The following is a 23,953-nucleotide window of genomic DNA, read 5'->3' as shown; positions in this document are numbered from 1 at the left end:
TGGTGCGCAGGGCGGGTGCGGGTGCATGGGCGGGTAATCGTGCCTGGGGGTGTGCTGTGTGGTGCGCGCCCGTTTGCGCCGTTCGCACCCTTTCTTACGGGTGCGTGGAGCGGTAGAGGGTGCGATGGGTGAGCCGTGTGGTGCGCAGGGGGTGTGCTGTGTGGGGGCGCGCCCGTTTCCGCCGATCGCCCCCTTTCTTACGGGTGCGTGGAGCGGCTGCGGGTGCGCTAGGAGTTCCGTGTGGGTGCGCAGGGCGGCTGCGGGTGCGTAGGGCGGGTAATCGTGCGTGGGGTGTGTGCTGTGTGGTGCGCACCCGTTTCCGCCGATCGCACCCTTTCTTACGGGTGCGTGGAGCGGCTGCGGGTGCGCTAGGAGTTCCGTGTGGGTGCGCAGGGCGGGTGTGGGTGCCTGGGGGGTGTGATGTGTGGTGCGCATCCGTTTGCGCCGTTCGCACCCTTTCTTACGGGTGCGTAGGGCGATTATGGGTGCGATAGGAGTTCCGTGTGGGTGCGTAGGGCGGCTGCGGGTGCGTAGGGCGGCTGCGGGTGCGGTGGGTGTGCTGTGTGGTGCGCGCCCGTTTCCGCTGATCGCCCCCATTCTTACGGGTGCGTAGAGCGGTTATGGGTGCGATAGGTGTGCCGTGTGGGTGCGCAGGGCGGGTGCGGGTGCATGGGGCGGGTAATCGTGCGTGTGGTGTGTGCCGGAGTGTGGGGGTGCAGGGGCAGGAAGCGCCCCTACACAGCGTCCGGCTGGCTGCCAGGAGATGAGGCCGAAACCGTGTCCGAGGTCAGCGGATGGGCGATCTCGTCGGTGCCCATGTGCGCCGCGAAGAGCGCGATGAACGCCATGATCGGGCAAACCAAGCCGCCCACGAAGAAGATCAGCCAGATCGGCACCACCTCGGCAACCGGACCGGCCAAGGCCATGGACACGGGCATCAAAGCCAGCGAGACGAAGAAATCGAGGCTGGATATCCGGCCCAGCAGATGCGGAGGCACACGCCGTTGCAGCAGGGTTCCCCAGATAACCACGCCTATTCCCTCGGTCACGCCGAACACCACCATCGCCGCGCCCAACCACCAGAACTCGGTGATAAAGCCGATCGCAGCAACGGGAAGGCTTCCCAGTCCCCACGTCACCACCATCACCGTGAGGTAGCGCCGTGGCAAGGGGAAGGACGCCGTGGTCAGCGAAGCGACAGCGCTGCCGACGCCCATGATGGCCAGCAGGAATCCGAACATCCTTGAGTCGCCACCCAACTGGTCCCGGACCACGAACGGCAACAGCACCTCGATGGGACCGATCAGGAACAGCACGGACAGGCACGCCCAAATGAGTGTCCAGAGCAACCACGGGGTTCGCAGCGTGTAGGTGAACCCCTCCTTGAGATCGAAGAAGAAGGACGACTTGGTGGGGCCCTCAGCCAGCGCCATCCCCTCAGCCGGAGCCACTTCGCGGGCGTCCAAGGTTTGCCTGCCCAGGAAATTAAGGATGCCGAAGGCCAGGAAGTGGCACACGGCAACCCCGGCCACGGCAAACGCCGGCGACAAAGACGCCACAATAATGCCGGCCAGGGCAGGACCAGCGGCCTGCTGAAGGATAGGCCGGACGGTCCCTTCCATCCCGTTCGCGGCCAAAAGGTCCTCGGCGGGCAGTATTCGGGGCAGGATGGCCGAGTAGGCAGGAAAGAAGAACGCCTGACCAACGCCCAGCACGAAGGCTCCCAAAGCCAGGTGCCACAACTGCAGGACGTTGAGCATGGCCAGCAGGGAGACCGTGGCGATGACGGCGAGGTTGGCACCCTCAACCGCGATGATCAGCAGGCGCTGCGGAAAACGGTCGGCCGCGATCCCGCCCACCAGGACGAATGCCACCAGGCCGATGCTCGCTGCCGTTGCCACCAAGGACAGTTCCAGCGGACCCCCACCAAGGTGGATCACCTCGTAGACCATGGCGACGGCCCACATGCCGGAGCCGAAAATCGAGATGGACAACGCGGAAATCAGCACACGGAATTCCCGGTGCGCGAAAGGACGCAGCGCCCTCAGAGCCACCATCACTCCAGCCTAGACCTGGGAAAGCCGGCGGGGGAGGGGCGCCCGCGCGGGTACCGGAGGAGCGTCAGTTATGAAGCGCCCGACGGCGGGGCGTCGCCGTCGTCAATATCCGGACCTTCGGCGGGATCCTGGCTGTGGAGGCCGACGTCGTGCGCCACCCAACCGTCCGTCTCGCCTTCGGCCGGGGCGTCGGTGTGGTGCCTGATGACGTGCTCTGGCTTGTCGGTTGCGCTCATTACGGATACTCCCTGTCCGTGGGTGGACTTGCTTCCGTGAATGCCCCCAGTCTACGCCGGGGCTCTATCTTGTGGCATAGGCTGTGATCATGCCGAAGCGACCCAACCCGGCGGTACGAATCGCCCAGGAAACAGCCCACAACGCAGTGTTCGACGCCCAAGGCAACACCAAACCAGGCGTCCACAACGTGCTGCTGAAAGCCGTCGAAGTACAGCGCCCGCTGGTCCTCGCGAACCTGAGGAGGATGCAGCGCAGGCACCCCAACGCGACGCCAGATCAGCTGGCCGCCAAGCTGGAACGCGACTACCTGACCGCAGTGGCAGGTGGGGGAGCCGGGGTAGGTGCCATCGCCGTCGTGCCTGGCCTGGGAACCGCAGCGTCGCTGGGTCTCTCCGCCCTGGCCACCGTTGGATTCCTGGAGACCACCGCACTGTACGCGTCATCGCTTGCCGAACTGCACGGCATCCGGCTCACCGACCCCGAACGCGCGCGCACCATGGTCATGGCCATCATGCTCGGCGAGGAAGGGACCTCGTTGCTGGGTGCGCTGAGCGGCCAATCGCTGGGCCGCGGCAAAGGTGTGACCCACGCGTGGGGGCGGACGCTGACAAAGAAGATTCCGGGCAGTGGATTCGGTGTCATCCGGGACGCGATCCAACGGGCATTCCTGAAGAACCTTGTGAAGAAGCAGGGCTCGGCGTTCCTGGGCCGGGCGCTGCCCTTCGGGGTTGGCGCCGTGGTGGGCGGGGCCGGCAACCTCATGATGGGCCGGGCAGTCATCGCCACCGCCAAGGAAGCTTTCGGCGCCCTGCCCGCAACCGTTCCCGGTGAGTTGCTGCCGACCAATACGAAAAACCCCATTCTGGAAGGCGGTACCAGTGGACCTCAACGCTGACCTCGGAGAGTCGTTCGGCTCGTGGACCATGGGCGACGACGCATCGATGTTCCGCATCGTCAGCAGCGCCAACGTAGCCTGCGGATTCCACGCCGGAGACCCGCTAACCATGCTGGACAGTTGCCGGGCCGCGTTCGACCTCGATGTCCGGGTGGGCGCACACGTCGGTTACCGGGACCTTGCCGGCTTCGGCAGGCGCTCGCTGGACATGAGCTTCGATGAACTTTTCGGCGACGTCCTCTACCAACTCGGTGCGTTGGATGGAGTGGCCCACGCCGTCGGTGCCTCCGTGGACTACGTGAAGCCGCACGGTGCCCTTTACAACCGGATCGTCCACGATCCGGAGCAGGCGGAAGCCGTGGTTGCCGCTGTCCACGCTTATGATCCCGGGCTCCCGGTGCTCGGCTTGCCGGACTCCGCTTGGCTGAACCTCGCCGAGGAATCCGGGCACCCCGTGTTCCGCGAGGCCTTTGTGGACCGGGCCTACCTTGCTGACGGGACGCTCGTGCCGCGCTCGCAGGAAGGCGCCGTCTTGCACGATCCCGCCGAGGTAGTGGCCCAAGCCGTGCGGATCGCAACCCGCGGCGAAGTGGTGGCACAGGACGGAACCGTGGTCTCCGTGAAGGCCGATTCCCTCTGCATCCACGGCGATACGCCCGGCGCCGTCGAGATGGCGGCAGCCGTCCGCAACGGCCTCGAAAAGGCGGGTGTGGAGATCCAGGCGTTCGCCTAGTCTGGTGTTCGGACTGCAGCCAAAGGAGGCCCGATGAGTGCCATAGTGATGGATCCCGGCGCGTTGACCCTCGTAGTGCCGCCGGACAGGGCCCTGGACCGCGCATCCCCCGCTTTGGCCAACGCCTTGCTGGGAAACCACGATTCGGCCCCTTGCCTTGAAGCGTTGGTGGGCGGCCTCCGGCTGAGGTTCGTGACGGGAACCGCTATTGCCGTGACGGGCGCCGAAGGCCTGGTCAGGCTCAACGGTTCCGAGCTCACCATGAACAAAACCGTGCGGGTGGCTCCAGGGGCCGTGCTGGAATTCGGACGTGCACTGTTCGGGATCCGTTACTACCTTGCCGTGCAGGGCGGGATCGAGCCCCAGCCCGATGCCCTCCATACCGGCCGCACCCTTGCGTTCGGCAGGCCCCACGGACACGGCTTCCCCTCCGTGAACCAGCCCGCCCGGCGTGCCCTGGATGCGGAACGGCCCGTGGTGGCCAGGGTTTCGCCCGGACCGGACGCGCAAACGTACGACGCCGGCACGTGGCTTCGCTTGACTACGGAACCGTGGACTCTCTCGCCGGAGTCGGACCGCGTAGGCGCCCGGCTGGCCGGACGGCCGCTGACCCTCGACGGGTCTCCGGCACCCGGCACCCAACCCCTGGTGGCCGGCTCGGTCCTGCTGCCGCCGTCGGGCCTTCCTGTCATCGCCCTGGCGGACCATCCGGCAACGAGCGAATCGCCGGTGATCGCCGTGGTGCGGGACGAGGACCTGGATTCCCTGGGGCAGGCCCGGCCCGGGCAGATGGTGCATCTGCTGGGGTGAGAATGGCGGCCCCGGATTTTCTCAAGATTGGGCTTTGGTGAGAAAATCCGCAGGACCTACCCGAAAATCAAATGCGCCACCGTGAAGATCAAGAGTCCGGCCAGGGCGCCCACCACGGTGCCGTTGATCCGGATGTATTGGAGGTCCTTGCCCACTTGCAGCTCGATCTTCTGCGACGTTTCCTCGGCGTCCCAGCGGGCAACCGTGTCCGAGATGACGCCCGCAATGTCCGAGCGGTAGGTGTTCACGAGGTATCCGGCAGCATCTCCGATCCAGGCGTTGACCTTCCCCGCCAGTTCGGCGTCGTTGACCAGCCGGGTGCCGAAATCGCGCACGGCGCTCTTGAACCGTTGGCTCAGTTCGCTGTTGGGATCGTCGACGGCGGTCAGCAGTGCATTCTTGACGGTTCCCCACGTGCGGGAGGCCAGTTCGCGGACCTCGGGATCGCCCAGGATCTGGGCCTTGATGGCCTCGGCCCGCTCGATCATGGCGGGGTCGTGCTGCAGGTCCTGGGCGAGGTCGGTCAGGTACGTGTCAATGGATTGGCGGACCTGGTGGTTGGGGTCGTTCTGGACTGCGCGGACGAACTTCAGGAGCTCCACGTACACCTTGTCACCCACCAGCCCGTCCACGAACGTGGGCACCCACACCGGCGAGCGGTCCGAGACGAGCCGGTTGACCGTGTTGTGGTTGGCATCCACCCAGTCCGCGGCCCGGTCCACCAGCAGGTCCACGAGCTTGTGGTGGTGCCCGTCGGCGAAGATCCGCTCAGCCATGCGTCCCACGGGCGGGCCCCAGGGAGGGGTGAGCAGATGCTTGCGGACCAGCCCCTCGATCACTGCCTGGACGTCGTCGTCATTAAGGACGGTGAACGCGCCGCGGATGAGGGCGCCCCCTTCCTTGGCCACGCGCTCCGGGCCACCGGGGCTGGACAACCAGGTGCCGGCCTTCCGCGCGATGTCGATGCTGGCGAGCTTGTCCTGCACCACTTCCTGCGAGAGGAAGTTGCTCTCCACGAAATCGCTGAGGGATTCACCGATCTGGTCCTTACGGCGGGGAATGATGGCGGTGTGGGGGATCTTGAGACCCATGGGGTACCTGAACAGCGCCGTGACCGCGAACCAGTCGGCCAACGCACCCACCATGCCGCCCTCGGCCGCGGCCCGGACGTACTCGAGCCACGGGTACTGCTTCTGCAGCGCAAACGCGAACAGGAAGATCACGGCCATGACCAGCAGCAGGGACAACGCCAGCTGTTTCATGCGGCGCAGCGCGGCCGCCTTCTCCAGGTCACCATCGGAAAGACCGACGACGGCGGAACGCGCTTTGGGGGTACCCGTACCTGTTGTGGGGGCTGGTTGGGGCGGGTTGGTGACGTCTTCGGCTGGGATTTGTTCAGAGTTCACCTGCATTAGCCCAGACTAGCGCTGTGCGTGCAGGCGCGTGGGCTACCGTGGCTGCATGACCAGTGAATCCTTCGACTCCCCGCGCCCAAAGGTCTACGCGCACCGCGGTGCCAGTGCTGCCTTCGCCGAGCACACTCGTGCCGCATACCTGAAGGCCATCGCCGATGGCGCCGACGGGGTGGAGTGCGATGTCCACCTCACCCGTGACCAGCACGTGGTGTTGCTGCACGATGCCAATCTGGACCGCACCTCGAACGGCACCGGCCCTGTGGCGGACAAGACCCTGGAAGAACTGCGTGCGCTGGACTTCTCGTCATGGAAGGGTGCCCGGATTCCCGAGGCCTACGGTGGGATCGCGGACCAGTTCCTCACGTTGCCCGAACTCCTGGATATCCTTCGCGGAGCCGACCGTGGGATCGGCCTGGCCATTGAGCTCAAGCACCCCAGCCCCTACCAGCTGAAGCTTGAGGAGCGGGTGCTGGATCTGCTGGTCGCCGAGGGCTGGACGCCGGCGGATTCGCGCGTGGACAACATCCAGGTTTCCTTCATGAGTTTCGACACGGATTCCGTGCAGCGCCTGCTGGAAGAGGTACCTGCTGAGCACGTTTGCCAGTTGGTGGACAACTTCACGGTCCGGGAACTGCGCGACGGGCTGGGACTGGGACCCATCACGGCCGGCGCCGTCGCCAACGTCATGAAGGCAGCCCAGCAGGAAGCCGAGCGGGTCCTGGACGAGGGCGAGGCCGGCATCGCAGGTCCGGGCATCGACTATGTGCGGGAACATGCCCGGAACGTGCAGCGCTGGTTGGATGCCGGGCGCATTTTCCGGGTGTGGACAGTGGACTCCGAAAAGGACGTTGCCCTCTGCCAGGGCTTGGGCATCCACGAGATCACCACCAACCGGCCCGCACAGGTCCTGGCACAGTTGAGCGTGCCCAGCAGATAGACGAAACTTTGGCGGGTGTCGCGGCCGTTGTGATTGAGTGGTCTCATGTCACTTCGCTGGTCACCCAAGGCAACACATACCCTCTCAGCCATAGCTTTGAGCGCCCTACTGATGGCCAGCGCCATGAAGCACTTCCGGACACCCTCGTTTTACAACCCCGTTGTGCCGGAATACTTGTGCCGGAATGACGAGCCGGGTGGTGCTCCGAACGGTCCCTTGGCAGTTATGTCCCGCGAGGAATGGATCGCCTCCTCCGGGTTGCTGGAGGTGACCGCCGCCGTCGGCCTGTTGATTCCCGCTACCCGCAAGGCTGCCGCCGACGGTACCACCGCGATGTTCGCAGCATTCCTGGCCGGGCATATTGATGCGCTGCGACGCGCCTATGGTCCGTACGGTTCACAGAAGGAGCGACGGATCCATACCCTGCGCCTGCCGTTGCAGATTCCCCTGATCCTGTGGTCATGGAGTTTGCGGAAGTGAAGCTCAAGGATTCACCAGCCTTCAAGATCGCTCTTTCACTGAGCATTGCGACGGGCCTGTACGGAGTTTCCTTCGGAGCCTTGTCCGTGGCTTCCGGTTTCGATTTCTGGCAGACCATGGTGCTGAGCCTGCTGTTGTTCAGTGGTGGCTCGCAGTTCGCGTTCATTGGCGTAGTGGCAGGCGGCGGCTCCGGCGTGGCAGCGATGACGGCCAGCGCCCTCCTCGGCCTCAGGAACGGCATATACGGCATGCAGATCAACGCGATGCTGCGTCCTGGTGGGTGGAAGCGCTACGTCTCGGCGCACATCACCATTGACGAGTCCACGGCCACGGCGTCCGGCCAATCGGACGTGGACGAGCAGCGCAGGGGATTTTGGACCGCAGGCATTGGAATATTCGTCTTGTGGAATATCTTCACGGCGATCGGAGCACTTGCAGGTGATGCCATGGGCGACCCGAAGCAGTGGGGCCTCGATGGAGCCGCGGTTGCCGCTTTCCTCGCACTTCTGTGGCCGCGCTTGAAGGGCCGGGAACCATGGGCTATTGCTGCAGCGTGCGCACTTGCCACCATCCTGGCAGTCCCGTTTGTCCCCTCCGGCGTTCCCATCCTGGTGGCGGCGCTGGTGGCCGGGGTGATCGGCTGGTTCAGCCACGCCCGCATGGATGAGGGCCTGGAACCGGACATTGATCCGTACCCGGAAAGCAAGGGCCTGGACAGCCGGGCGCGGCAGGAAGGCGGCGTGGAATGAATCTTTGGCTGTGGATCGCCATCGCGTGTGCGCTGGCCTACTTGACAAAGCTGGTGGGCTACTTTGTCCCCGCAAAGCTGTTGAAGAGCCCACGGATCATGCACATCGCGGGAACCATGACCATTGGCCTGCTGGCGTCGCTGACCGTGGTCAATGCCGTCGCTTCAGGGCAGGGTTTGGTGCTCGACGCCCGCATGGGCGCCCTGGTTGCTGCCGCCGTCGCGCTTTTGCTCCGGGCGCCGTTCCTGGTGGTGGTGATCTCCGGGGCAGCCGCGGCGGCCCTGCTGCGGCTGATCGGCTGGGGCTAGACGGCTTGGCTGAAGGAAACGCCCGGAATGTCCGATTGTTCCGGCAGTGGGCGCGAAGGGCGCTCGGTGCGGATGGCGTCTTCAACCAGGGCCAGAGGACGCTTCCACGCTTCAGAACCGGGTTCCATGGTGTCCACTGAACCGATGAGCATTGCCACGAGCCGCACCATGTCTTCGATAGTGATGTCACGGCGCAGGGAGCCCTGTCCCTGTCCGCGTTCCAGCAGCGTGGCCATGGTGTCGATGAGGCTTCGGGTGATGCCCACCAGGAGTCCGCGGCGGCCGGCGACGGCGCTCAGCAGGTTGGCTTCATCGCTCGCCACGCGCATCACGGCGTCGATGAGTTTCATGAGCCCTTCGGCGGCGTCCATGCCGTCCAGGGCCTCCTGGGCTACCGGATCCGCGTGCTGGCGAAGCTCGCGGGACAGGGCGGAAAGCACCAGTTGTTCTTTGTCGGAGAAGTTACGGAAAAGCGTTGCGGGACCTACCCCGGCCGTCGCGGCAATGGTCTGCAAGGGCACTTCGGGGCCGTGTTCACGGAAACACTGACGTGCCGCGGTGATGATCTTGTCCACATTGCGTGCAGCGTCGGCCCTGAGGGGCTTGCGTTCGGAGGGCAGTTCCATGCAGCCCAGACTAGCAATGGAGCGCTGATCCCCAGTGGTTACGCGGGAGTAGGCCGTTATATGACAAACCGGTACGTGAAACACTGGTTTTCATGTTGCTTGCATTCTCAGTAGCCCCTTCGGGCCAGCCCGCTTCCGCTCCCAACGACTCACCCAACGCAGACGCCTCGGTGCACGACGCCGTCGCGGCCGCGGTGAAGATTGTCAGGGAGTCCGGACTTCCCAACCAGACAGACTCCATGTTCACCACCATCGAGGGTGAATGGGACGAAGTTTTCGATGTCGTCAAACGCGCCACCGAGGCGGTTGGGCGCTATGGCAGCCGGGTATCCCTGGTGATCAAGGCAGATATCCGTCCGGGCTACTCGGGTGAACTGGCCGGCAAGGTGGAACGGCTCGAGGGCGCGCTCAAGAACCAGGCGTAGTTCCTTCCGCACGGCAGCGCCGGGTGCAAGACTGGGGCGCATGATTGAACACGTGACCGAGCCCGGTTGGGTTGAGGTGGAGCGTTACTTGACTGACGTCGTCGTGCGTCCGGACCCTGCCCACGAACGGGCGTTGACGTCCGCCGTCGAGGCGGGCATGCCGGCCATCGAAGTCGCTCCCAATGCGGGGAAGCTGCTGAAGATGCTGGTCCAGGTGTCCGGCGCGCGCCGGGTCCTTGAGATCGGTACGCTGGCCGGCTTCAGCAGTATGTGGATGGCCCAGGGACTGCCCGACGACGGCCGCCTGGTCACGTGCGAATACCTCCAGAAGCATGCCGACGTGGCCCGCGCCAACCTCGACGCCGCCGGGGTGGGCCACAAGGTGGACATCCGGGTGGGGGCTGCCCTGGACACGCTGCCCACCTTGGCGGCCGAAGAACCGTTCGACTTCGTTTTCATCGATGCCGACAAGGAAAACGATTCGAACTACCTCGATTGGGCCATCCGGCTGGGACATCCCGGCACGGTGATCGTGATCGACAACGTCATTTGGGACGGCTCCATCCTGGAACCTGAACGCGACGAAGTGAATGCGCCTGGCATCATCCGGGCGTTGGACATGCTGGGCCAGGATCCCCGGCTGGACTCCACCGCCATCCAGACGGTGGGCAGCAAGGGCTGGGACGGCTTCGCGATATCGCGGGTGCGCTGATGGATTTCAGCCTCCGCGCTGCAGTGGTTGATGACGCCGAGGCAATGGCGATCATGCACGTCCAGGCCTGGCGGGAGAGCTACGGCCACTTGCTGCCGCCGGAGTTCTTCGCCAAGCAGGAAGCTGCCCTGCCGGACAGGATTATGCGGTACCGGGAATATATTGCCGCAGGCCACCGGAGGATGCTCGCCCACGGGCCTGACGGGGAACTCGTGGGCATCGCTGCGTCGGGGCCGGGCAGGGACGAGGACAGCCCCTGCGAGGTGGAACTGTTCATGCTGTACACCCTGCAGTACGTCCATGGCCGCGGCGTGGGCCAGGCGCTGGTGGATGCCCTGCTCGGCAACGGGCCTGCATACTTGTGGGTCCTTGACGATAATCCGCGGGCCCAGGGCTTCTACCGGCGCAACGGCTTTGTGCCCGACGGAAGGCGGCAACTGTGCGATCCGTCCTGGTACTCCTTGCCTGAGCACAGGATGGTCCGCAGCTAGCCGCCCTGCCCTCCACTAGGCTGGAACCATGACTGACGCAGGGCGGATCCAGTGACCAAATCCAGGAAAGGCAAGTCAGGCAGGTCCGGCAGTTTCGGAGCGCAAAGGTCGACGGCGGCGGTCATCGAGGTGCCCGAGGGCACACGCCCTGATGGTCCAGTCGCCGGCGTGTACTACATAGACACCGGTGACTGCGAACTCCTGCCGGATCCCGACCACGGCAATGGCTGGCTCCTGAAGATCAATGGCGTGCTGAGCTCGCATATCGACCTCGCCGACCCGTTGTTCCTCGACTTCGAGTACATGCGCTGGATCGCTGCACTCGTGGAGTCCCGGTGGCCGCGCGAAACCAAGCCCAAGCTCCGGGCCCTCCACTTGGGCGGGGGAGCGTGCTCCATGGCCAGGTATTTCAACGCCGCCTACCCCGATGCCCGCCAGGTAGTGGTGGAACTCGACGGAAAGCTCGCCGAGTATGTCCGCGGCTGGTTCGACCTTCCCAAGGCCCCACTGCTCCGGATCCGGGTGGGGGAGGCCCGCCAGGTGACGGAGCAGCTCACTCCGGACACCCGCGACCTCATCATCCGTGACGTCTTCGCCGGCGCCTTCACGCCGCGCGCCCTGACAACCCGCGAGTTCAACGCCCATGCGGACGCCGTCCTTGCGCCCGACGGACTGTACGTGGTTAACTCCGGCGACGCCCCGGACCTCAAGAACGCACGGGCCGACGCCGCCACCATCGCTGACACGTTCGAACACACGCTGATCATCGCTGATCCGCCCATGCTCAAGGGCAGGCGCTACGGCAACATGATCATGGCCGGCAGCCACGTTCCTTTCGGCGACGATCCCGGCCTTGCCCGCAGGCTCCTTGGCGGCGCGGTTCCCGCGCACATCTGGAGCGACGCCCAGGTCCGTGCGTTCGCGGCCGGAACCCCGGTGCGGCACGATCCAGCCGCTACGCCCGAAACGGCCGCTACGCCTGAAACGGCCGCTACGCCCGAAACGGCCCAGACGCCTGAATCGTAGACGCCGCGCTGGGCTTCCCAGCGCGGCGTTGCACTCGCCTGCGCGTACCCGGAGCCCTAGGTCCGGCTCAGGGACGTGTTCCACGCTTCCCAAAGCTGGGCATACCGGCCACCGCCCGCCAGCAGCTCCTGGTGCGAACCCGATTCGACGATCCGTCCCTGGTCCATGACCACCACACTGTCGGCAGTTGCCGCCTGGGAGAGCCTGTGCGCGATCACCACAGACGTGCGCCCGGCCAAGGCAGCGTCGGCGGCTTGGTCCAGCATGGTTGCCGAGCCGGTGCCTGCTTCCGCCGTGGCTTCATCGAGGACGGCGATGGGCGGATCCTTGAGCATCAGCCGTGCCAAGGCGAGTTGCTGGGCCTGTTCCGGCGTGAGTTGGTGGCCACCGGCACCTACGAAAGTCTCCAAGCCGTCGTCGAGCATTTCATGCCAGCCAGCGCCCACATCCCGCAGGACGCTCCGCAACTCGTCTGTCGAGGCGCCGGGCTTGGCGAGCCGAAGGTCCTCCGCGAGCGTTCCGGAGAACACGTGGACTTCCTGGCTGACCATGGCGACCCGCTGGTGCAGTTCAGCCCCAGAAGCGGCGACCGCATCGATTCCGCCCACCAGCACCCGTCCGCCGTCGGGCTTTTCGAGTCCCATGATGACCTTGGCCAACGTGGTTTTCCCCGCGCCGGACGTGCCGACAATAGCCACGCGTTCCCCGGCCGCCACGCGCAGCGAGACGCCGGTGAGTGCCGGGCGCTGTCCGGAGTAGCTGAACGTCAGCTTGTCCAGGACCACGGCGTCCGACGCCGGTCCCACCGCCGGACGTTCGACGACGGGCCGGCCGGCTTCTCCGGCGGCGGAACCCCGTGTCAACCCGAACATCCGCCCGAGTCCGGCGGCGGCCTTTTGCAGTTCATCGAACTGGCCAAGGACCATGCCGATCGGATCGAACAGCCGGTAGAAGTACAGTGCGGCCGCCGTGGCTGCTCCGATGGTCACCACACCCTCGGCATGCAGCCAGAAGCCGACCGCCAACACCGCAGACAGGCCAAGTAGTTCGGCAAGGTTGAGGCGGTTGTAGAAGCGCGTGAGGTAGCTGACGCCGCGCAGGGAGTGGCCGATGGTTTCCCGCGAAGCCGCCGCCACCAATTCCGCGTGCCGATCGCCCAAGCCGAGTGCCAGAACGGACTGCGAGCCGTGCACGGTCTCGATGATCTGTTCGGTCCGGTTGGCTTCGGTGATCCGGACCGTCCGGTAGATGGGGGCAGTCCGCTTCAGGAACCAACGGAGCGTGAAGATCTGCAGCGGGGCGGCAACCAGGACGGCCACGGCGAAGCGCCAATCGATCACGCCCAAGCCCAGCAGGGTGACCACTATGGTGAACGCGGCGCTGGTGAATGCCGGAAGCACGCCGGAGATTGCTTCACTCACGGCCTCCACATCACCAGACACGCGGGCCACGACATCTCCGATGCCTGCCTTCTCCAGCTGCGCGAGCGGCTTCCGGACGGCAGCGGCGAACACTTCCTCGCGTAGTCCGGCCAAGGCTTCCTCACAGATCCTGGCCAAAAGGTTCTGGCCCAGGATTCCGAGCAGCGCACCCGCGCCACCGGCCGCCAGGAGTCCGATGGCCAGCCACAACAGGGAAAGCACCTCGCCGCCGCTGGCCGCGATGTTGACCATGATGCCCAGGATCGCCGGTGCGGCCAGCCCACAGCAGGACGCGGCCAACAGTACCAGCACAGTCAACGCCAGCCGGCCGGGCCGCTGGGCCAGCAATTTCCACATGGCCCTGCGGGTCTCGCGGGGCGTGGCGATGGGCAGGATGTCTGCGTTCAGGGATCCATTAGTGCTCACGATCCCACCACCGCACGGTAGTTGGCGGACGTCGCCAGCAGTTCACGGTGCGACCCCGTCTCGGGCGGCCCGTCCGCCGTGCCCAATACCACCCGGTGGCACACGGCAAGCAGCGTAGGACTCGTGGTCACGAGGACCAGCGCCTTGTCCGGAAAGTTCCGCAGGCCATCCGCAATGACGGCTTCGGTAGCGGTATCGACGGCGGTGGTGGGGTCATGCAGCACCAGCACTGGTTGCTGTTGATGAAGCGAGCGCCCCAGCACCAAACGCTGCCGCTGCCCGCCGGAGAGGCTTTGCCCGTGTCCGGTCAGCATGGTTTCGGCTCCTTCCGGCAGTTGCGAGACAAAATCGACGACGGCGGCAGCCGCGAAGGCGCGATCATCCAGTTCAGCGTCGGCAACCGCGACGTTCTGCCGCACCGTGCCGCGGAACAGGACACCGTCGTGGCTGTCGGCAAACACGCGCGACCGCGCGTGAGAGGGATCCAACTCCGCGGCATCCAGGCCGTCTATGGCTACGAGGCCCGGTGGCGCTGGAATCCGGCAACCGAGGGTATCCACCAGCTGCCTGGCTTGGAGGCCATCGGGAAGGACCACGCCCACGATGTCACCTGCGGAAGCGGAGAATGCGGGAAAGCGTGCCCCGGGTGAAGGACGAACCTCAAGAAGCGGGAAGCCAACCCCGGGCTCGGTTGTGCCAGCAACCGGCGCAGCAGCAACCGGTGACCCAACCCCGCGCCCGGTTGCGCCAGCAACAGGTGCCCCCGCAACATCCGGCGCCCGAACCCCGCGCCCGGTTGCGCCAGCAACCGGCGCAGCAGCAACCGGTGACCCCGCAACAACCGGCGCAGCAGCAACAGGTGCCCCCGCAACAACCGGCGCAGCAGCAACACCCAACGCAGCGCCCACCCCCGGCACCGCCTCAGCCTCGCCAAGCAGCACAGCAATCCGCGCCGCCGACGCCCGCTTCCGGGCCAGTTCCACACTGAGGAACCCCAGCGCCGCCATGGGGCCCTGGACGAACTGGGCCACTCCCACCACGGCCACCAGTTGCCCCACCGTGATGCTGCCCTGCACGGCGAACCATGCGGCGAAGAACGCGATGCCCGCCAGGAAGGCCGCGGACATTGCCGTGCTTGCCCCCGTGAACGCACTCTTCGCACGGATGGCCTTCAAAGCCGATACCAACGAGCTCTGGCTGGCCGCCCGGTACCTGGCAATGGCAGCATCTTCGGCCCCCAGTCCCTTCAACGGACGCGACCCCGTGATGAAGTCTGTCGCAAGGGCTCCGGCGCGGGCCGCCGTCGACTGTTCCACGTCGCTGCGGTCTTCCAGCGGTTTGGTGAGCCGGTGCATGACCAACAGCATCAGGGGCGTGGCCAGCAGTACGGCCAATCCCAGGGGCACGGAAATGAGCAAGAGGGTCACTGCCGAGGTGACCACGCCGGCGGTGGAAGCCAGGCCGCCGCCGATGAGCCACGCCAATCCGGCAACCCTGTCCGCATCCGAAGAGGCAATGGCCACGATTTCACCCGGCGCACGACGAGCCGCCATACCCCGCGGATGCAGCGTCCGTTCCACCACGAGTTGCCGGAGGTCGTGCGAGCCGTAGGAGAAGGAACGCATGGTGGCAAGCGTTCCTATGCGCCAGGACAGGGCCAGCACGATGAACACTGCGGCCAGTGCGCCGAGCCACCACAGGAGGGCGCCGCCGTCGTGCGGTGTAATCGCGTTGTCCACCACGGCGCCGATGGTGGTTGGCACCAGAGCCTCGCTGATTTGGTGCAGCGTCAGGCCCGCGCAACCGACCACCACATACTTCCAGCGGCGGTTTCCGAAGAGGGAGTAGCTGAAGAGGCGGGAGGCCTTCCACGGGGTTTGCTTGTTACGCCCGGGTGGGCAGGACGGCATGGCGGTACTGGAAGGCATGCTTACCATGGTAAGGCTCACCTAACTTCAAGAAGGCTCCATGACCCGCCAAGCTCTATCGCATTCCGGACAGCCGACGGTCCGTGGTGTTTACACTGCGTACTTCGAATGCGCCACTCCGGCCACGTGGACGGAACACGTGCACCCCACCCACGAACTGTTGTGGGGTGCCCGCGGGGTGCTGACAGTTGAAGCTGACGCGGCGTTCTTCGCGGTTCCGGCCACTCTGGGCCTCTGGATTCCGGCGGGAGTCCCGCACGCGGTGAAGTCGACCGAAGGGACGGGCTTCTTCTGTTCGCACATAGACGCGGACGTCGCGGCGCCGCTGGACAGCCGGACTGTGGCAGTGACGGTCCCGACGGTGGCGCAGGAACTTTTGCGGCATATGCGGACTTTCGACATGGAGCCGGAGTTGCGTGAGCGTTCGGAGCAGTTGGCCATCGCGCTGCTGGATGTGGTGGACGCCCGGCCCATGCTGCTGCCCATGCCCTCGGACCCCCGGTTGGAAAGGATTGCCCGGGCGCTCCTGGACGATCCCGCCCTGGACCGTTCCCTGGAGGAGTGGGGTGCAGAAGTGGCCATCAGTGTCCGCAACCTGTCCCGCCTGTTCCACAAGGAGACCGGCATGACGTTTGCCCAGTGGCGGATCCATGCGCGCGTGCGCGTGGCTTTGGGTCTGTTGGCTGCCGGGTATCCGGTTTCTTCGGTCAGCCGGCGGGTGGGCTACAACAATCCGAGCGCCTTCGTGCAAGTGTTCCGGAAAGTGATGGGGCACACTCCAGGGTGGTATGTGGCTTCGCTTAAGGCCGGAAACCATCAGTCCTTGGCCGGTTCCGAATAGAAATCACGGGTTCAATGCGGAAAGCCGTTGTTAGGGTAGGTATACCTAACTTCGACAGTTCGACGACAGCACCCTCATCGCGTCTCGACTGCAACGGGAGACCTCCAACCTCCCCTGAGCATCAAGAGGACCACAGTGATTTCACGCCCCAAAACCATGTCCGCTGCCCTCGCGGCGCTTGCATCGGCAGCCCTTCTGCTGAGCAGCTGCGCGAGCCCGGTGGCGAACGCCAACGACACGGCTGCCGCGCAGACCCGTACGGTCACCAGCGAGGTCAAGGAGGTGACCATCCCGGCGGAACCAAAGAAGGCCCTGGGCATGTACACCACGGACCTGGACATGCTCATTACGCTCGGCATCCCGTTGGCCAGCCAGCAGCCAATCCGCGACAGCGGCTACAAGGGGTTCCCGTACTTCTTCGACCAGAAGGCGCTTGAAGGGATCACCCCCTTCACCAACTACCCGGAGTTCAACTTCGAGGCGATCCTCAAGGCCCAGCCGGACGTCATCCTGAACGGCCTCGGCTACGAGAAGGACCTGGACGGCAAGCTCTCCGACATCGCCCCCACCTACACCTTCAACGGCTTTGACGGCAGCGACTGGCGCACCAAGTTCAAGACCGTCGCCGAGGCCTTCGGCAAGACCGAGCAGTACCAGGCCTGGATGGACAAGTACCAGGCAAAGGTGGATGACGTGAAGAAGCGCCTGGCCGAGGCCGGCAAGAGCAACCTGGTCATCGGCCCGGTTGACTACTACGAAGACCAGGTGACGGTCAGCTGCTACGGAACCCCTTGCCTGGTCATCAAGGACCTTGGCTTGAAGATCTCCCCGCTTGCTGACGGCGAAGGCGCCAAGCTCAGTGCCGAGCAGTTGGAACAACTCAAGGGCATCGACGCTGTCATCACCACGGAGGTCCCCGAAAAGGACGGCGCCAACCCGGATGCCTTCGCGCCGCTGGCCAACAACAAGCTCTGGACCTCGCTGCCGTTCGTAGCCAACAAGCAGATCTTCACCTACGACCTTGAGATGATCTACGGCTCCCCGAGCGGCCAGTACGCGCTGCTGGAGAAGATCGAAAAGGCGCTCCTGCCATGATGAGCATTTACCGCGCGGAGGTGCTGGCTACCCGGGTTTTGACCCCCGGAATGGTCCGCATCACCTTCGGCGGACCTGGCCTGGCCGGGTTCGAGTCCACCGGTGTGGGTGACGAGTATCTCCGCGTCTTCCTGCCGGATGCAGGTGAACACGAGGCCCGGTTGCCCATTTCCACGGGCGATTCCTGGGATTGGGAACCCGGCGTCAAGCCCTCAGCCATGCGGACCTACACGGTCAGGTCCGTGGATCCGGCAGCGGGCACCGTGGACATCGACTTCGTCGTTCACGACGGCGGCGTGGCAGCAGCCTGGGCGCAGCGCGCCGAGGTGGGTGACGTCGTCGGGCTCAACTCGCCTACGGGACTGTACGATCCGCCGGCCGGGCTGCAATGGCAGATCCTACTGGCCGACGCGACCGGACTTCCCGCCGTTGCCCGCTTGCTGGAACTGACTCCGCCCGGAGTGCGCACCCGCGTCCTGATCGAGGTGGAAGACCCGTCTCACCAGCAGGACCTGGTGATCGGTGCGGGCACCGAGGTTGCCTGGATCCACGGCGGTAATGGGCACAGCCAATCCCGGTTGGACGAGGCCCTGAAGAGCATGCAACTCCCCGGCGGAACGGGATACATCTGGGTGGCCGGGGAAGCAAAGGTACTGCGCGGGATCCGCAAATACCTGCGCCACGAGAAGAAGCTCACGCCTGGGTCCTACAAGCTGATCGGCTATTGGACGGACAAGAGCGAGGCGTGGACGGAACGTTGGGAGAACCTCGACGCCGAAACGCGCCGCTGGTTCGACGAACTGTGGTCCGACGAGAAGCGCGACCGCGAAGAACTCGAGGACCTGCAGGACGCCAAGTTCGAACTGCTGGGACTGTAATGACCAGCGGAACCATGGCGGGAACGGAGGCCGGGGCTGGGCAGGCAGCAGCGCCGGCCTCCGCATCCGGGGCGTCCTCCGCGTCCGGGGTGCCCTCCGCATCCGCACGCCAGGGCAGCGCCGGCCTTGCCGCCGTCAACCGCTACCGCCTGCTCGGACTGATCGCGTCCATCGCTGCCTTGGCCCTGGCCCTCCTGCTCAGCATGGTCATAGGCTCCAAAGACGTGGATCCCGCCAACCTGTGGCCGGCGATCACCGCCTATGACGGCTCGCCGGAACACGTGATCATCCACGACCTGCGCTTTCCGCGGACCGTCGTCGGCGTGCTCGTGGGTGTAGCGCTGGGACTCTCCGGAGCCCTCATCCAGGCGATGACGCGCAACCCCTTGGCGGACCCCGGCATCCTGGGCGTCAATGCCGGTGCTGGATTCTTTGTGGTCCTCGGCGTCGCCCTGTTCGGGGTAACCAGCATCCAGGAATACATCTGGTTTTCCTTTATCGGGGCCGTGATCGCCACCGTGATCGTGTACCTGATCGGTTCCATGGGCAGGGGAGGGGCTACCCCGCTGCGGCTCACCTTGGCAGGGGTTGCCCTGGGCGCGGTGCTCGGCGGGGTCTCGTCCGGGATCACGCTCCTCCGCCCCGCCGTGTTCGACAGCATGCGCAACTGGACCGCCGGTACGCTCAGCAACCGTTCGTGGGACATCGTGGCCACCGTAGCGCCGTTCATCGTGGTGGGCACCATCATCGCCCTGGCCTTGGCCCGGCCACTCAACGCCGTGGCCATGGGTGACGACACGGCCAAGTCACTCGGCGCCAACATCTTCAGCACCCGCACATGGACCATCATCGCCGTCACCCTGCTGTGTGGCGCCGCTACTGCAGCGGCAGGTCCCATCGGCTTTGTGGGACTCATGGTCCCGCACGTGGCCCGCTGGATCGTCGGCCCGGACCAGCGCTGGATCCTGGCCTACACGCTGGTGCTGTCACCGGTGTTGCTGCTGGTGTCAGATGTCCTCGGCAGGCTGGTGCTCAGGCCCGGCGAAATGCAGGTAGGCATCATCACCGCGTTCGTCGGGGCACCGGTATTGATCTGGCTTATCCGCCGCCGGAAAGTGAGCACCCTGTGAGCGCCATTGATTTTGGCAGGCGAACTCTTGCTGTCCGTCCCTTGGGCGGCCGCGTTTCGGCCCGCCTCGACGTCCGTTCGATGATTGTCACCGCAGTCCTGACGGGCGCCGCCCTGGCGCTCGCCGTCGTCGCCCTTGGCCTGGGCGAGTTCAGTATCCCGGTGCCGGACGTGGTCTCGGCGCTGTTCGGTCGCTCCACCGGCGCCATCCACATGGTGGTGGTGGAGTGGAGGTTGCCCCGCGTCCTCCTGGCCCTGTTGTTGGGGGCGGCCATGGGGGTCAGCGGGGCCATCTTCCAATCGTTGACCCGCAACGCGCTGGGCAGCCCCGACGTCATAGGTTTCAACACCGGCGCCTACTCGGGTGCCTTGGTGGTGATCCTGCTGATGGGTGGCGGATACTACGCGGTGTCCGCGGGGGCGCTGGTGGGCGGGTTGGTGACCGCGGTTCTGGTGTACCTGTTTGCCTACAAAAAGGGCATCCAGGGCTTCCGGCTCATCATTGCGGGCATCGCGGTGAGTGCCATGCTGGCGTCCGTGAACACCTACATGATCCTCAAGGCGTCCCTCGAGCAGGCCATGTCCGCCGCCGTGTGGGGTGCCGGGTCCCTGAACAAGGTGTCCTGGGAGCAGGTGCTGCCCGTGGTGCTGATCTTCGCCGGGCTGCTAGCGGTGCTGGCCTTTTATGGTCGCCGGTTGGGGCTCTTGGAGATGGGCGACGACGCCGCCCGCGCCTTGGGCGTTCGGCTGGAAGGCTCGCGGGTGGTCCTCGCGGCTGTTGGCGTCGCGTTGACAGCGATGGTCACCGCTGCCGCGGGACCCATTGCGTTCGTTTCGCTCGCTGCTCCGCAACTCGCCCGCCGACTGACCCGCTCGGCGTCTGTGGGCTTAGTCCCCTCCGCTGCCATGGGTGCTGTCCTGCTCGTGGCCAGCGACATCGTGGCGCAGAACCTCTTCGCGCCGATTCAATTGCCGGTGGGAGTGGTGACCGTGAGCATCGGTGGCTGCTACCTCGTCTGGCTGCTGGCGCGCGAGGTGCGGCGGCAATGACTGTGAAGGAGACTGTTTTGACTGACGTACTGGCTGCCCCGGCGGTGCCGCTCGTGTCCACGGATGCCCGGCTGCGGGCCGCCGGCGTGAGCCTGGGCTATGCGGGCCGGACGGTGTCTTCCGCCCTGGATGTCCGGATTCCCGATGGCGAATTCACGGTGATCGTGGGTCCGAATGCCTGCGGAAAGTCCACGTTGCTGCGGGCCTTGTCGCGGCTGCTGCAGCCGACGTCCGGCACGGTCTTCCTGGATGGGAAGGACATCTCCTCCTACGGCGCCAAAGACGTGGCCCGGAGGCTGGGCCTGTTGCCGCAGACCTCCATCGCCCCTGACGGCATCACCGTTGCGGACCTCGTGGCCCGTGGCCGCTACCCGCACCAGAAGTTGTTGCGCCAATGGTCGGAAAAGGACGAGGCCGCCGTCGTCAGCGCCTTGGAGGCGACCAACGTGACCGAGCTGTCCGGGCGGCTGGTGGACGAACTCTCCGGAGGCCAGCGGCAGCGCGTCTGGGTGGCCATGGTCCTGGCCCAGCAAACCCCCTTGTTGCTGCTGGACGAGCCCACGACGTTCCTGGACATCGCCCACCAGATCGAATTGCTGGAGCTGTTCAAGCGTCTGAACGGCGAGGGCAACACCCTGGTGGCCGTACTGCACGACCTCAACCATGCCTGCCGGTACGCCTCGCACCTGATCGCCATGAAGGATGGTGCGGTCGTGGCCGAGGGGCGGCCAGCGGACGTGATCACCGCAGGGTTGGTGGAGTATGTGTTCGGCCTGCCCTGCATGGTCATTGACGATCCCGTGAGCCACACGCCCCTGGTCATTCCGCTCTAGCTCCCGGGAACTCCCCGCGGTGGCCTCAGCCCAGCAGCTCCGCCCGGCGGTTCTCCGTCTCCTCCCGCAAAGCGTGAACGACGGCGGCTACCGCGGGACGGCGCATCGAGTCGGGGCGGAGGACCAGCCAGTAGGGGAGGAGCTCGGCGAAGTCTTCGGGCAGCAGCCGAACGAGGTCCGGGTGGCGATCCGCCATGAAGCACGGCAGGAACCCAACCCCCGCCCCGGCGCGCGTTGCTTCCACATGGACAAAGACGTTGGTTGACGTTAGCCCGTCCCGCATGCTCGGAACCAGCCTGCGGGGCGCGTCCAGGTCATCCACCTGCAGCATGGAATCCACGAAGTACACCAGCTGGTGCTGCGTCATTTCTTCCACGCTGGTGGGAGTTCCGTTGTCCTCGAGGTAGCTGCGTGAGGCGTACATGCCCAGACGGTACTCGCCCAATTTGATCGCTTCGGCCCGGTGTACCTGTGGTGTCCCCACCACTACCTCGATGTCCAGGCCCGAGCGTTGCTGGAGTGCCCGGCGGGTCACGGTAACGATCTCCAGGCTGAGGCCCGGGTGCTCCCTCCTGATGCGCGCGGCGGCCGGTGCCGCGATATAGGCGCTGAAGCCATCGGTAGCCGTCATGCGTACGACGCCGGCAATGGGGTCGGGTGCGCGGTCGCTGGGTCCCAGCGAACCCACGGCCGCTTCCACCTGCTCGGCCACCCGGACAGCCTCCGCGCCCAGCTCGGTCAGTTCCCAGCCGCCTGCCGCACGCGCGAGGGCGCGGCCGCCGAGCGCCTTTTCCAGCGCTGCAATCCTGCGCGAAACCGTGGTGTGGTTCAGTCCCAGGGCTTGTGCCGCCGTCGTGAATCTACCCGACCGTGAGACGGCGAGGAGGATGAGGAGGTCGTCCGGGTTAGGGTTCATATCTGCAATTCTGCACACATGGGGTGCCTCTTTGGTTATTGAGGCACGCCAAATCTGCAGCAATACTCAGTGAAGCTATTCGTGTTGTGGATCACAACGCGCATGAAAAAGGGCATTGTCAAAGAAGACACTGAGGAGATGGATATGAGCGTAGAGCAACGCTCCACACCCGCTGCCGGAAACACCGGCAAGGGATCAGGCCTGAAGAAGATCGTCGCGGCCTCAATGGTGGGCACCGTGGTGGAGTGGTACGAGTTCTTCCTGTACGCCACAGCCGCCACACTGGTTTTCGGCAAGTACTTCTTCCCGAGCACCGGCAATGAATTGGACGGCATCATCCAGGCCTTCATCACCTACGCCGTGGGCTTCGTCGCCCGTCCGCTGGGTGGCATTGTGTTCGGCCAGATCGGCGACAAGCTCGGCCGCAAACCCACGCTGCAGCTGACCATCGTGATCGTCGGTGTCTCCACGTTCCTTATGGGCTGCCTCCCCGGCTTCGTGGACATCGGCTACTGGGCGCCTGCCATGTTGGTTGCACTCCGCTTCATCCAGGGCTTCGCGCTCGGCGGTGAATGGGGTGGCGCCGTGCTGCTGGTCGCCGAGCACAGCCCCAACAAGTCGCGTGCATTCTGGTCATCCTGGCCGCAGGCTGCCGTCCCTGTGGGCAACCTCCTGGCCACCCTGGTCCTGTTCGTCATGTCCACCACCCTCAGCAGCGAAGCCTTCCTCGGCTGGGGTTGGCGGGTCGCGTTCTGGCTGTCCGCGGTGATCGTCTTCGTCGGCTACTACATCCGCACCCACGTCAGCGAAGCCCCCATCTTCCTGGAAGCCAAGGCCCAGGTGGAGGAGTCCAAGGCCATCAGCTATGGCGTAGGCGAGGTCATCCGCAAGTACCCCAAGGGCATCCTGCAGGCCATGGGACTCCGCTTTGCCGAGAACATCATGTACTACCTGGTGGTCAGCTTCGCGATCGTCTACCTCAAGAGCGTCCACAAGTACGACACATCCTCGCTCCTGCTGGCACTCCTGATCGCCCACGTGATCCACTTCCTGGTCATTCCGCAGGTGGGCCGCCTGGTGGACTCCTGGGGACGCAAGCCCGTGTACCTGGTGGGAGCTGTCACCGGCGCGGTATGGCCGTTCTTCGCCTTCCCCATGTTCGACACCAAGAACGCCGTGATCATTGTGCTCGCCGTGACCATCGGCCTCTGCCTCCACGCCTTCATGTACGCAGGTCAGCCGGCCATCATGGCCGAGCTCTTCCCCACCCGCATGCGGTACTCCGGTGTTTCGCTCGGCTCGCAGGTCACCTCGATTTTCGCCGGCTCCCTGGCACCCCTGCTGGCCACCCAGTGGCTGAAGGACACCGGCTCGTGGGTGCCGACCGCCATCTACCTCGTTGTCGCCTGCGGCATTACCGCCGCCGCCGTCGTTTCCCTGAAGGAAACCAAGGGCATCGCGCTGGAAGACGTCGATGCCGCCGATGCCGAGCGACACGGACTGGCTCCCGCTTCCACTACTTCGAAGGGCTGATG

25 protein-coding genes are annotated in these 23,953 nt (G+C 65.4%); 18 read left to right on the top strand and 7 right to left on the bottom strand.

Translation table 11 applies throughout. The features are described from left to right. Nucleotides 1-734: 734 nt before the first annotated feature. Nucleotides 735-2,057 (bottom strand): MFS transporter, encoded by a 1,323-nt coding sequence (locus ACIPV6_RS06890; protein ID WP_400270148.1) that lies wholly within the window; start codon nt 2,055-2,057, stop codon nt 735-737. Nucleotides 2,058-2,125: 68 nt separating this feature from the next. Continuing rightward, entirely contained in the window at nt 2,126-2,293 is a 168-nt protein-coding gene (locus tag ACIPV6_RS06885) for a hypothetical protein (RefSeq protein WP_397324939.1), read from the bottom strand. An 89-nt stretch (nt 2,294-2,382) separates the two neighbouring features. On the opposite strand from ACIPV6_RS06885, the gene ACIPV6_RS06880 reads away from it, so the two are divergent. Genes ACIPV6_RS06880 through ACIPV6_RS06870 form a run of 3 tightly spaced genes read left to right on the top strand, consistent with a single transcriptional unit; the run spans nt 2,383 to nt 4,732 of the window. After that, entirely contained in the window at nt 2,383-3,189 is an 807-nt protein-coding gene (locus tag ACIPV6_RS06880; RefSeq protein ID WP_400270147.1) for a hypothetical protein, read from the top strand. Next, entirely contained in the window at nt 3,173-3,922 is a 750-nt protein-coding gene (locus tag ACIPV6_RS06875; protein WP_400270146.1) for a LamB/YcsF family protein, read from the top strand. Before ACIPV6_RS06880 ends, ACIPV6_RS06875 begins: the two co-directional genes overlap by 17 nt. A gap of 33 nt (nt 3,923-3,955) precedes the next feature. Next, nucleotides 3,956-4,732: an allophanate hydrolase gene (locus ACIPV6_RS06870; protein WP_400270145.1), complete on the top strand. Its 777-nt coding sequence runs from the start codon at nt 3,956-3,958 to the stop codon at nt 4,730-4,732. A gap of 56 nt (nt 4,733-4,788) precedes the next feature. On the opposite strand, the gene ACIPV6_RS06865 is transcribed toward ACIPV6_RS06870, so the two are convergent. Beyond that, nucleotides 4,789-6,144 (bottom strand): DUF445 domain-containing protein, encoded by a 1,356-nt coding sequence (locus ACIPV6_RS06865; protein ID WP_400270144.1) that lies wholly within the window; start codon nt 6,142-6,144, stop codon nt 4,789-4,791. A 49-nt stretch (nt 6,145-6,193) separates the two neighbouring features. On the opposite strand from ACIPV6_RS06865, the gene ACIPV6_RS06860 reads away from it, so the two are divergent. Genes ACIPV6_RS06860 through ACIPV6_RS06845 form a run of 4 tightly spaced genes read left to right on the top strand, consistent with a single transcriptional unit; the run spans nt 6,194 to nt 8,621 of the window. Then, nucleotides 6,194-7,084 (top strand): glycerophosphodiester phosphodiesterase, encoded by an 891-nt coding sequence (locus ACIPV6_RS06860; protein WP_400270143.1) that lies wholly within the window; start codon nt 6,194-6,196, stop codon nt 7,082-7,084. 45 nt (nt 7,085-7,129) lie between these two features. After that, nucleotides 7,130-7,564 carry a hypothetical protein gene (locus tag ACIPV6_RS06855; protein ID WP_400270142.1) on the top strand — a complete coding sequence of 145 codons (435 nt, stop codon included), beginning with the start codon at nt 7,130-7,132 and terminating at the stop codon, nt 7,562-7,564. Beyond that, nucleotides 7,546-8,313 (top strand): AzlC family ABC transporter permease, encoded by a 768-nt coding sequence (locus tag ACIPV6_RS06850; RefSeq protein ID WP_400270141.1) that lies wholly within the window; start codon nt 7,546-7,548, stop codon nt 8,311-8,313. Before ACIPV6_RS06855 ends, ACIPV6_RS06850 begins: the two co-directional genes overlap by 19 nt. Then, nucleotides 8,310-8,621, top strand: coding sequence for an AzlD domain-containing protein (locus tag ACIPV6_RS06845; protein ID WP_397324958.1), 312 nt, complete (start codon nt 8,310-8,312; stop codon nt 8,619-8,621). The genes ACIPV6_RS06850 and ACIPV6_RS06845 overlap by 4 nt, the downstream gene beginning before the upstream one ends. Here ACIPV6_RS06845 and ACIPV6_RS06840 read toward each other — a convergent pair. Further along, on the bottom strand, nt 8,618-9,247 hold the full coding sequence (locus tag ACIPV6_RS06840; RefSeq protein ID WP_400270140.1) for a TetR/AcrR family transcriptional regulator: 630 nt from the start codon (nt 9,245-9,247) through the stop codon (nt 8,618-8,620). The two genes, ACIPV6_RS06845 and ACIPV6_RS06840, sit on opposite strands and share 4 nt — an antisense overlap. Before the next feature lie 92 nt (nt 9,248-9,339). On the opposite strand from ACIPV6_RS06840, the gene ACIPV6_RS06835 reads away from it, so the two are divergent. The 4 genes from ACIPV6_RS06835 to ACIPV6_RS06820 are packed head-to-tail and all read left to right on the top strand — an operon-like array spanning nt 9,340 to nt 11,901. Beyond that, on the top strand, nt 9,340-9,672 hold the full coding sequence (locus ACIPV6_RS06835) for an MTH1187 family thiamine-binding protein (protein WP_400270139.1): 333 nt from the start codon (nt 9,340-9,342) through the stop codon (nt 9,670-9,672). A 40-nt stretch (nt 9,673-9,712) separates the two neighbouring features. Then, the gene (locus tag ACIPV6_RS06830; protein WP_400270138.1) at nt 9,713-10,384 is read left to right on the top strand and encodes an O-methyltransferase; all 672 of its coding nucleotides are present in this window, start codon (nt 9,713-9,715) and stop codon (nt 10,382-10,384) included. Continuing rightward, entirely contained in the window at nt 10,384-10,875 is a 492-nt protein-coding gene (locus tag ACIPV6_RS06825; RefSeq protein ID WP_400270137.1) for a GNAT family N-acetyltransferase, read from the top strand. The genes ACIPV6_RS06830 and ACIPV6_RS06825 overlap by 1 nt, the downstream gene beginning before the upstream one ends. A gap of 51 nt (nt 10,876-10,926) precedes the next feature. Then, nucleotides 10,927-11,901, top strand: a complete 975-nt coding sequence (locus ACIPV6_RS06820; RefSeq protein ID WP_400270136.1) for a spermidine synthase — start codon at nt 10,927-10,929, stop codon at nt 11,899-11,901. Between the two features lie 56 nt (nt 11,902-11,957). Here the strand turns inward: ACIPV6_RS06820 and ACIPV6_RS06815 are convergent, their stop codons facing one another. Together ACIPV6_RS06815 and ACIPV6_RS06810 are read right to left on the bottom strand one after the other, a co-directional pair. After that, complete coding sequence (locus ACIPV6_RS06815) at nt 11,958-13,679, bottom strand: ABC transporter ATP-binding protein (RefSeq protein WP_400270164.1); 1,722 nt, start codon at nt 13,677-13,679, stop codon at nt 11,958-11,960. A gap of 65 nt (nt 13,680-13,744) precedes the next feature. After that, nucleotides 13,745-15,676, bottom strand: a complete 1,932-nt coding sequence (locus ACIPV6_RS06810) for an ABC transporter transmembrane domain-containing protein (RefSeq protein ID WP_400270135.1) — start codon at nt 15,674-15,676, stop codon at nt 13,745-13,747. A gap of 40 nt (nt 15,677-15,716) precedes the next feature. On the opposite strand from ACIPV6_RS06810, the gene ACIPV6_RS06805 reads away from it, so the two are divergent. The 6 genes from ACIPV6_RS06805 to ACIPV6_RS06780 all read left to right on the top strand — a co-directional run bounded on the left by ACIPV6_RS06805 (nt 15,717) and on the right by ACIPV6_RS06780 (nt 21,502). Beyond that, a complete protein-coding gene (locus ACIPV6_RS06805; RefSeq protein ID WP_400270134.1) occupies nt 15,717-16,517 on the top strand; it encodes an AraC family transcriptional regulator in 801 nt (266 codons plus the stop codon). Between the two features lie 135 nt (nt 16,518-16,652). Then, complete coding sequence (locus tag ACIPV6_RS06800) at nt 16,653-17,612, top strand: ABC transporter substrate-binding protein (protein WP_400270133.1); 960 nt, start codon at nt 16,653-16,655, stop codon at nt 17,610-17,612. Continuing rightward, nucleotides 17,609-18,490: a siderophore-interacting protein gene (locus ACIPV6_RS06795; protein WP_400270132.1), complete on the top strand. Its 882-nt coding sequence runs from the start codon at nt 17,609-17,611 to the stop codon at nt 18,488-18,490. Before ACIPV6_RS06800 ends, ACIPV6_RS06795 begins: the two co-directional genes overlap by 4 nt. Then, nucleotides 18,490-19,620 carry an iron chelate uptake ABC transporter family permease subunit gene (locus ACIPV6_RS06790; RefSeq protein ID WP_400270131.1) on the top strand — a complete coding sequence of 377 codons (1,131 nt, stop codon included), beginning with the start codon at nt 18,490-18,492 and terminating at the stop codon, nt 19,618-19,620. Before ACIPV6_RS06795 ends, ACIPV6_RS06790 begins: the two co-directional genes overlap by 1 nt. Continuing rightward, nucleotides 19,617-20,669: a FecCD family ABC transporter permease gene (locus ACIPV6_RS06785; protein ID WP_400270130.1), complete on the top strand. Its 1,053-nt coding sequence runs from the start codon at nt 19,617-19,619 to the stop codon at nt 20,667-20,669. The genes ACIPV6_RS06790 and ACIPV6_RS06785 overlap by 4 nt, the downstream gene beginning before the upstream one ends. Then, the gene (locus ACIPV6_RS06780; RefSeq protein WP_400270129.1) at nt 20,666-21,502 is read left to right on the top strand and encodes an ABC transporter ATP-binding protein; all 837 of its coding nucleotides are present in this window, start codon (nt 20,666-20,668) and stop codon (nt 21,500-21,502) included. The genes ACIPV6_RS06785 and ACIPV6_RS06780 overlap by 4 nt, the downstream gene beginning before the upstream one ends. 25 nt (nt 21,503-21,527) lie before the next feature. On the opposite strand, the gene ACIPV6_RS06775 is transcribed toward ACIPV6_RS06780, so the two are convergent. After that, nucleotides 21,528-22,418 (bottom strand): LysR family transcriptional regulator, encoded by an 891-nt coding sequence (locus ACIPV6_RS06775; protein ID WP_400270128.1) that lies wholly within the window; start codon nt 22,416-22,418, stop codon nt 21,528-21,530. A gap of 144 nt (nt 22,419-22,562) precedes the next feature. Between ACIPV6_RS06775 and ACIPV6_RS06770 the strand changes: the two genes are divergently transcribed. Further along, nucleotides 22,563-23,951: an MFS transporter gene (locus ACIPV6_RS06770; RefSeq protein ID WP_400270127.1), complete on the top strand. Its 1,389-nt coding sequence runs from the start codon at nt 22,563-22,565 to the stop codon at nt 23,949-23,951. The last annotated feature ends 2 nt before the right edge of the window (nt 23,952-23,953 follow it).

Source organism: Paenarthrobacter sp. NPDC089988, from assembly GCF_044748465.1.
GTDB lineage: Bacteria > Actinomycetota > Actinomycetes > Actinomycetales > Micrococcaceae > Arthrobacter.
The sequence above is the reverse complement of the archived record's forward strand: the minus strand, read 5'-3'. Positions and strand labels throughout refer to the sequence as shown.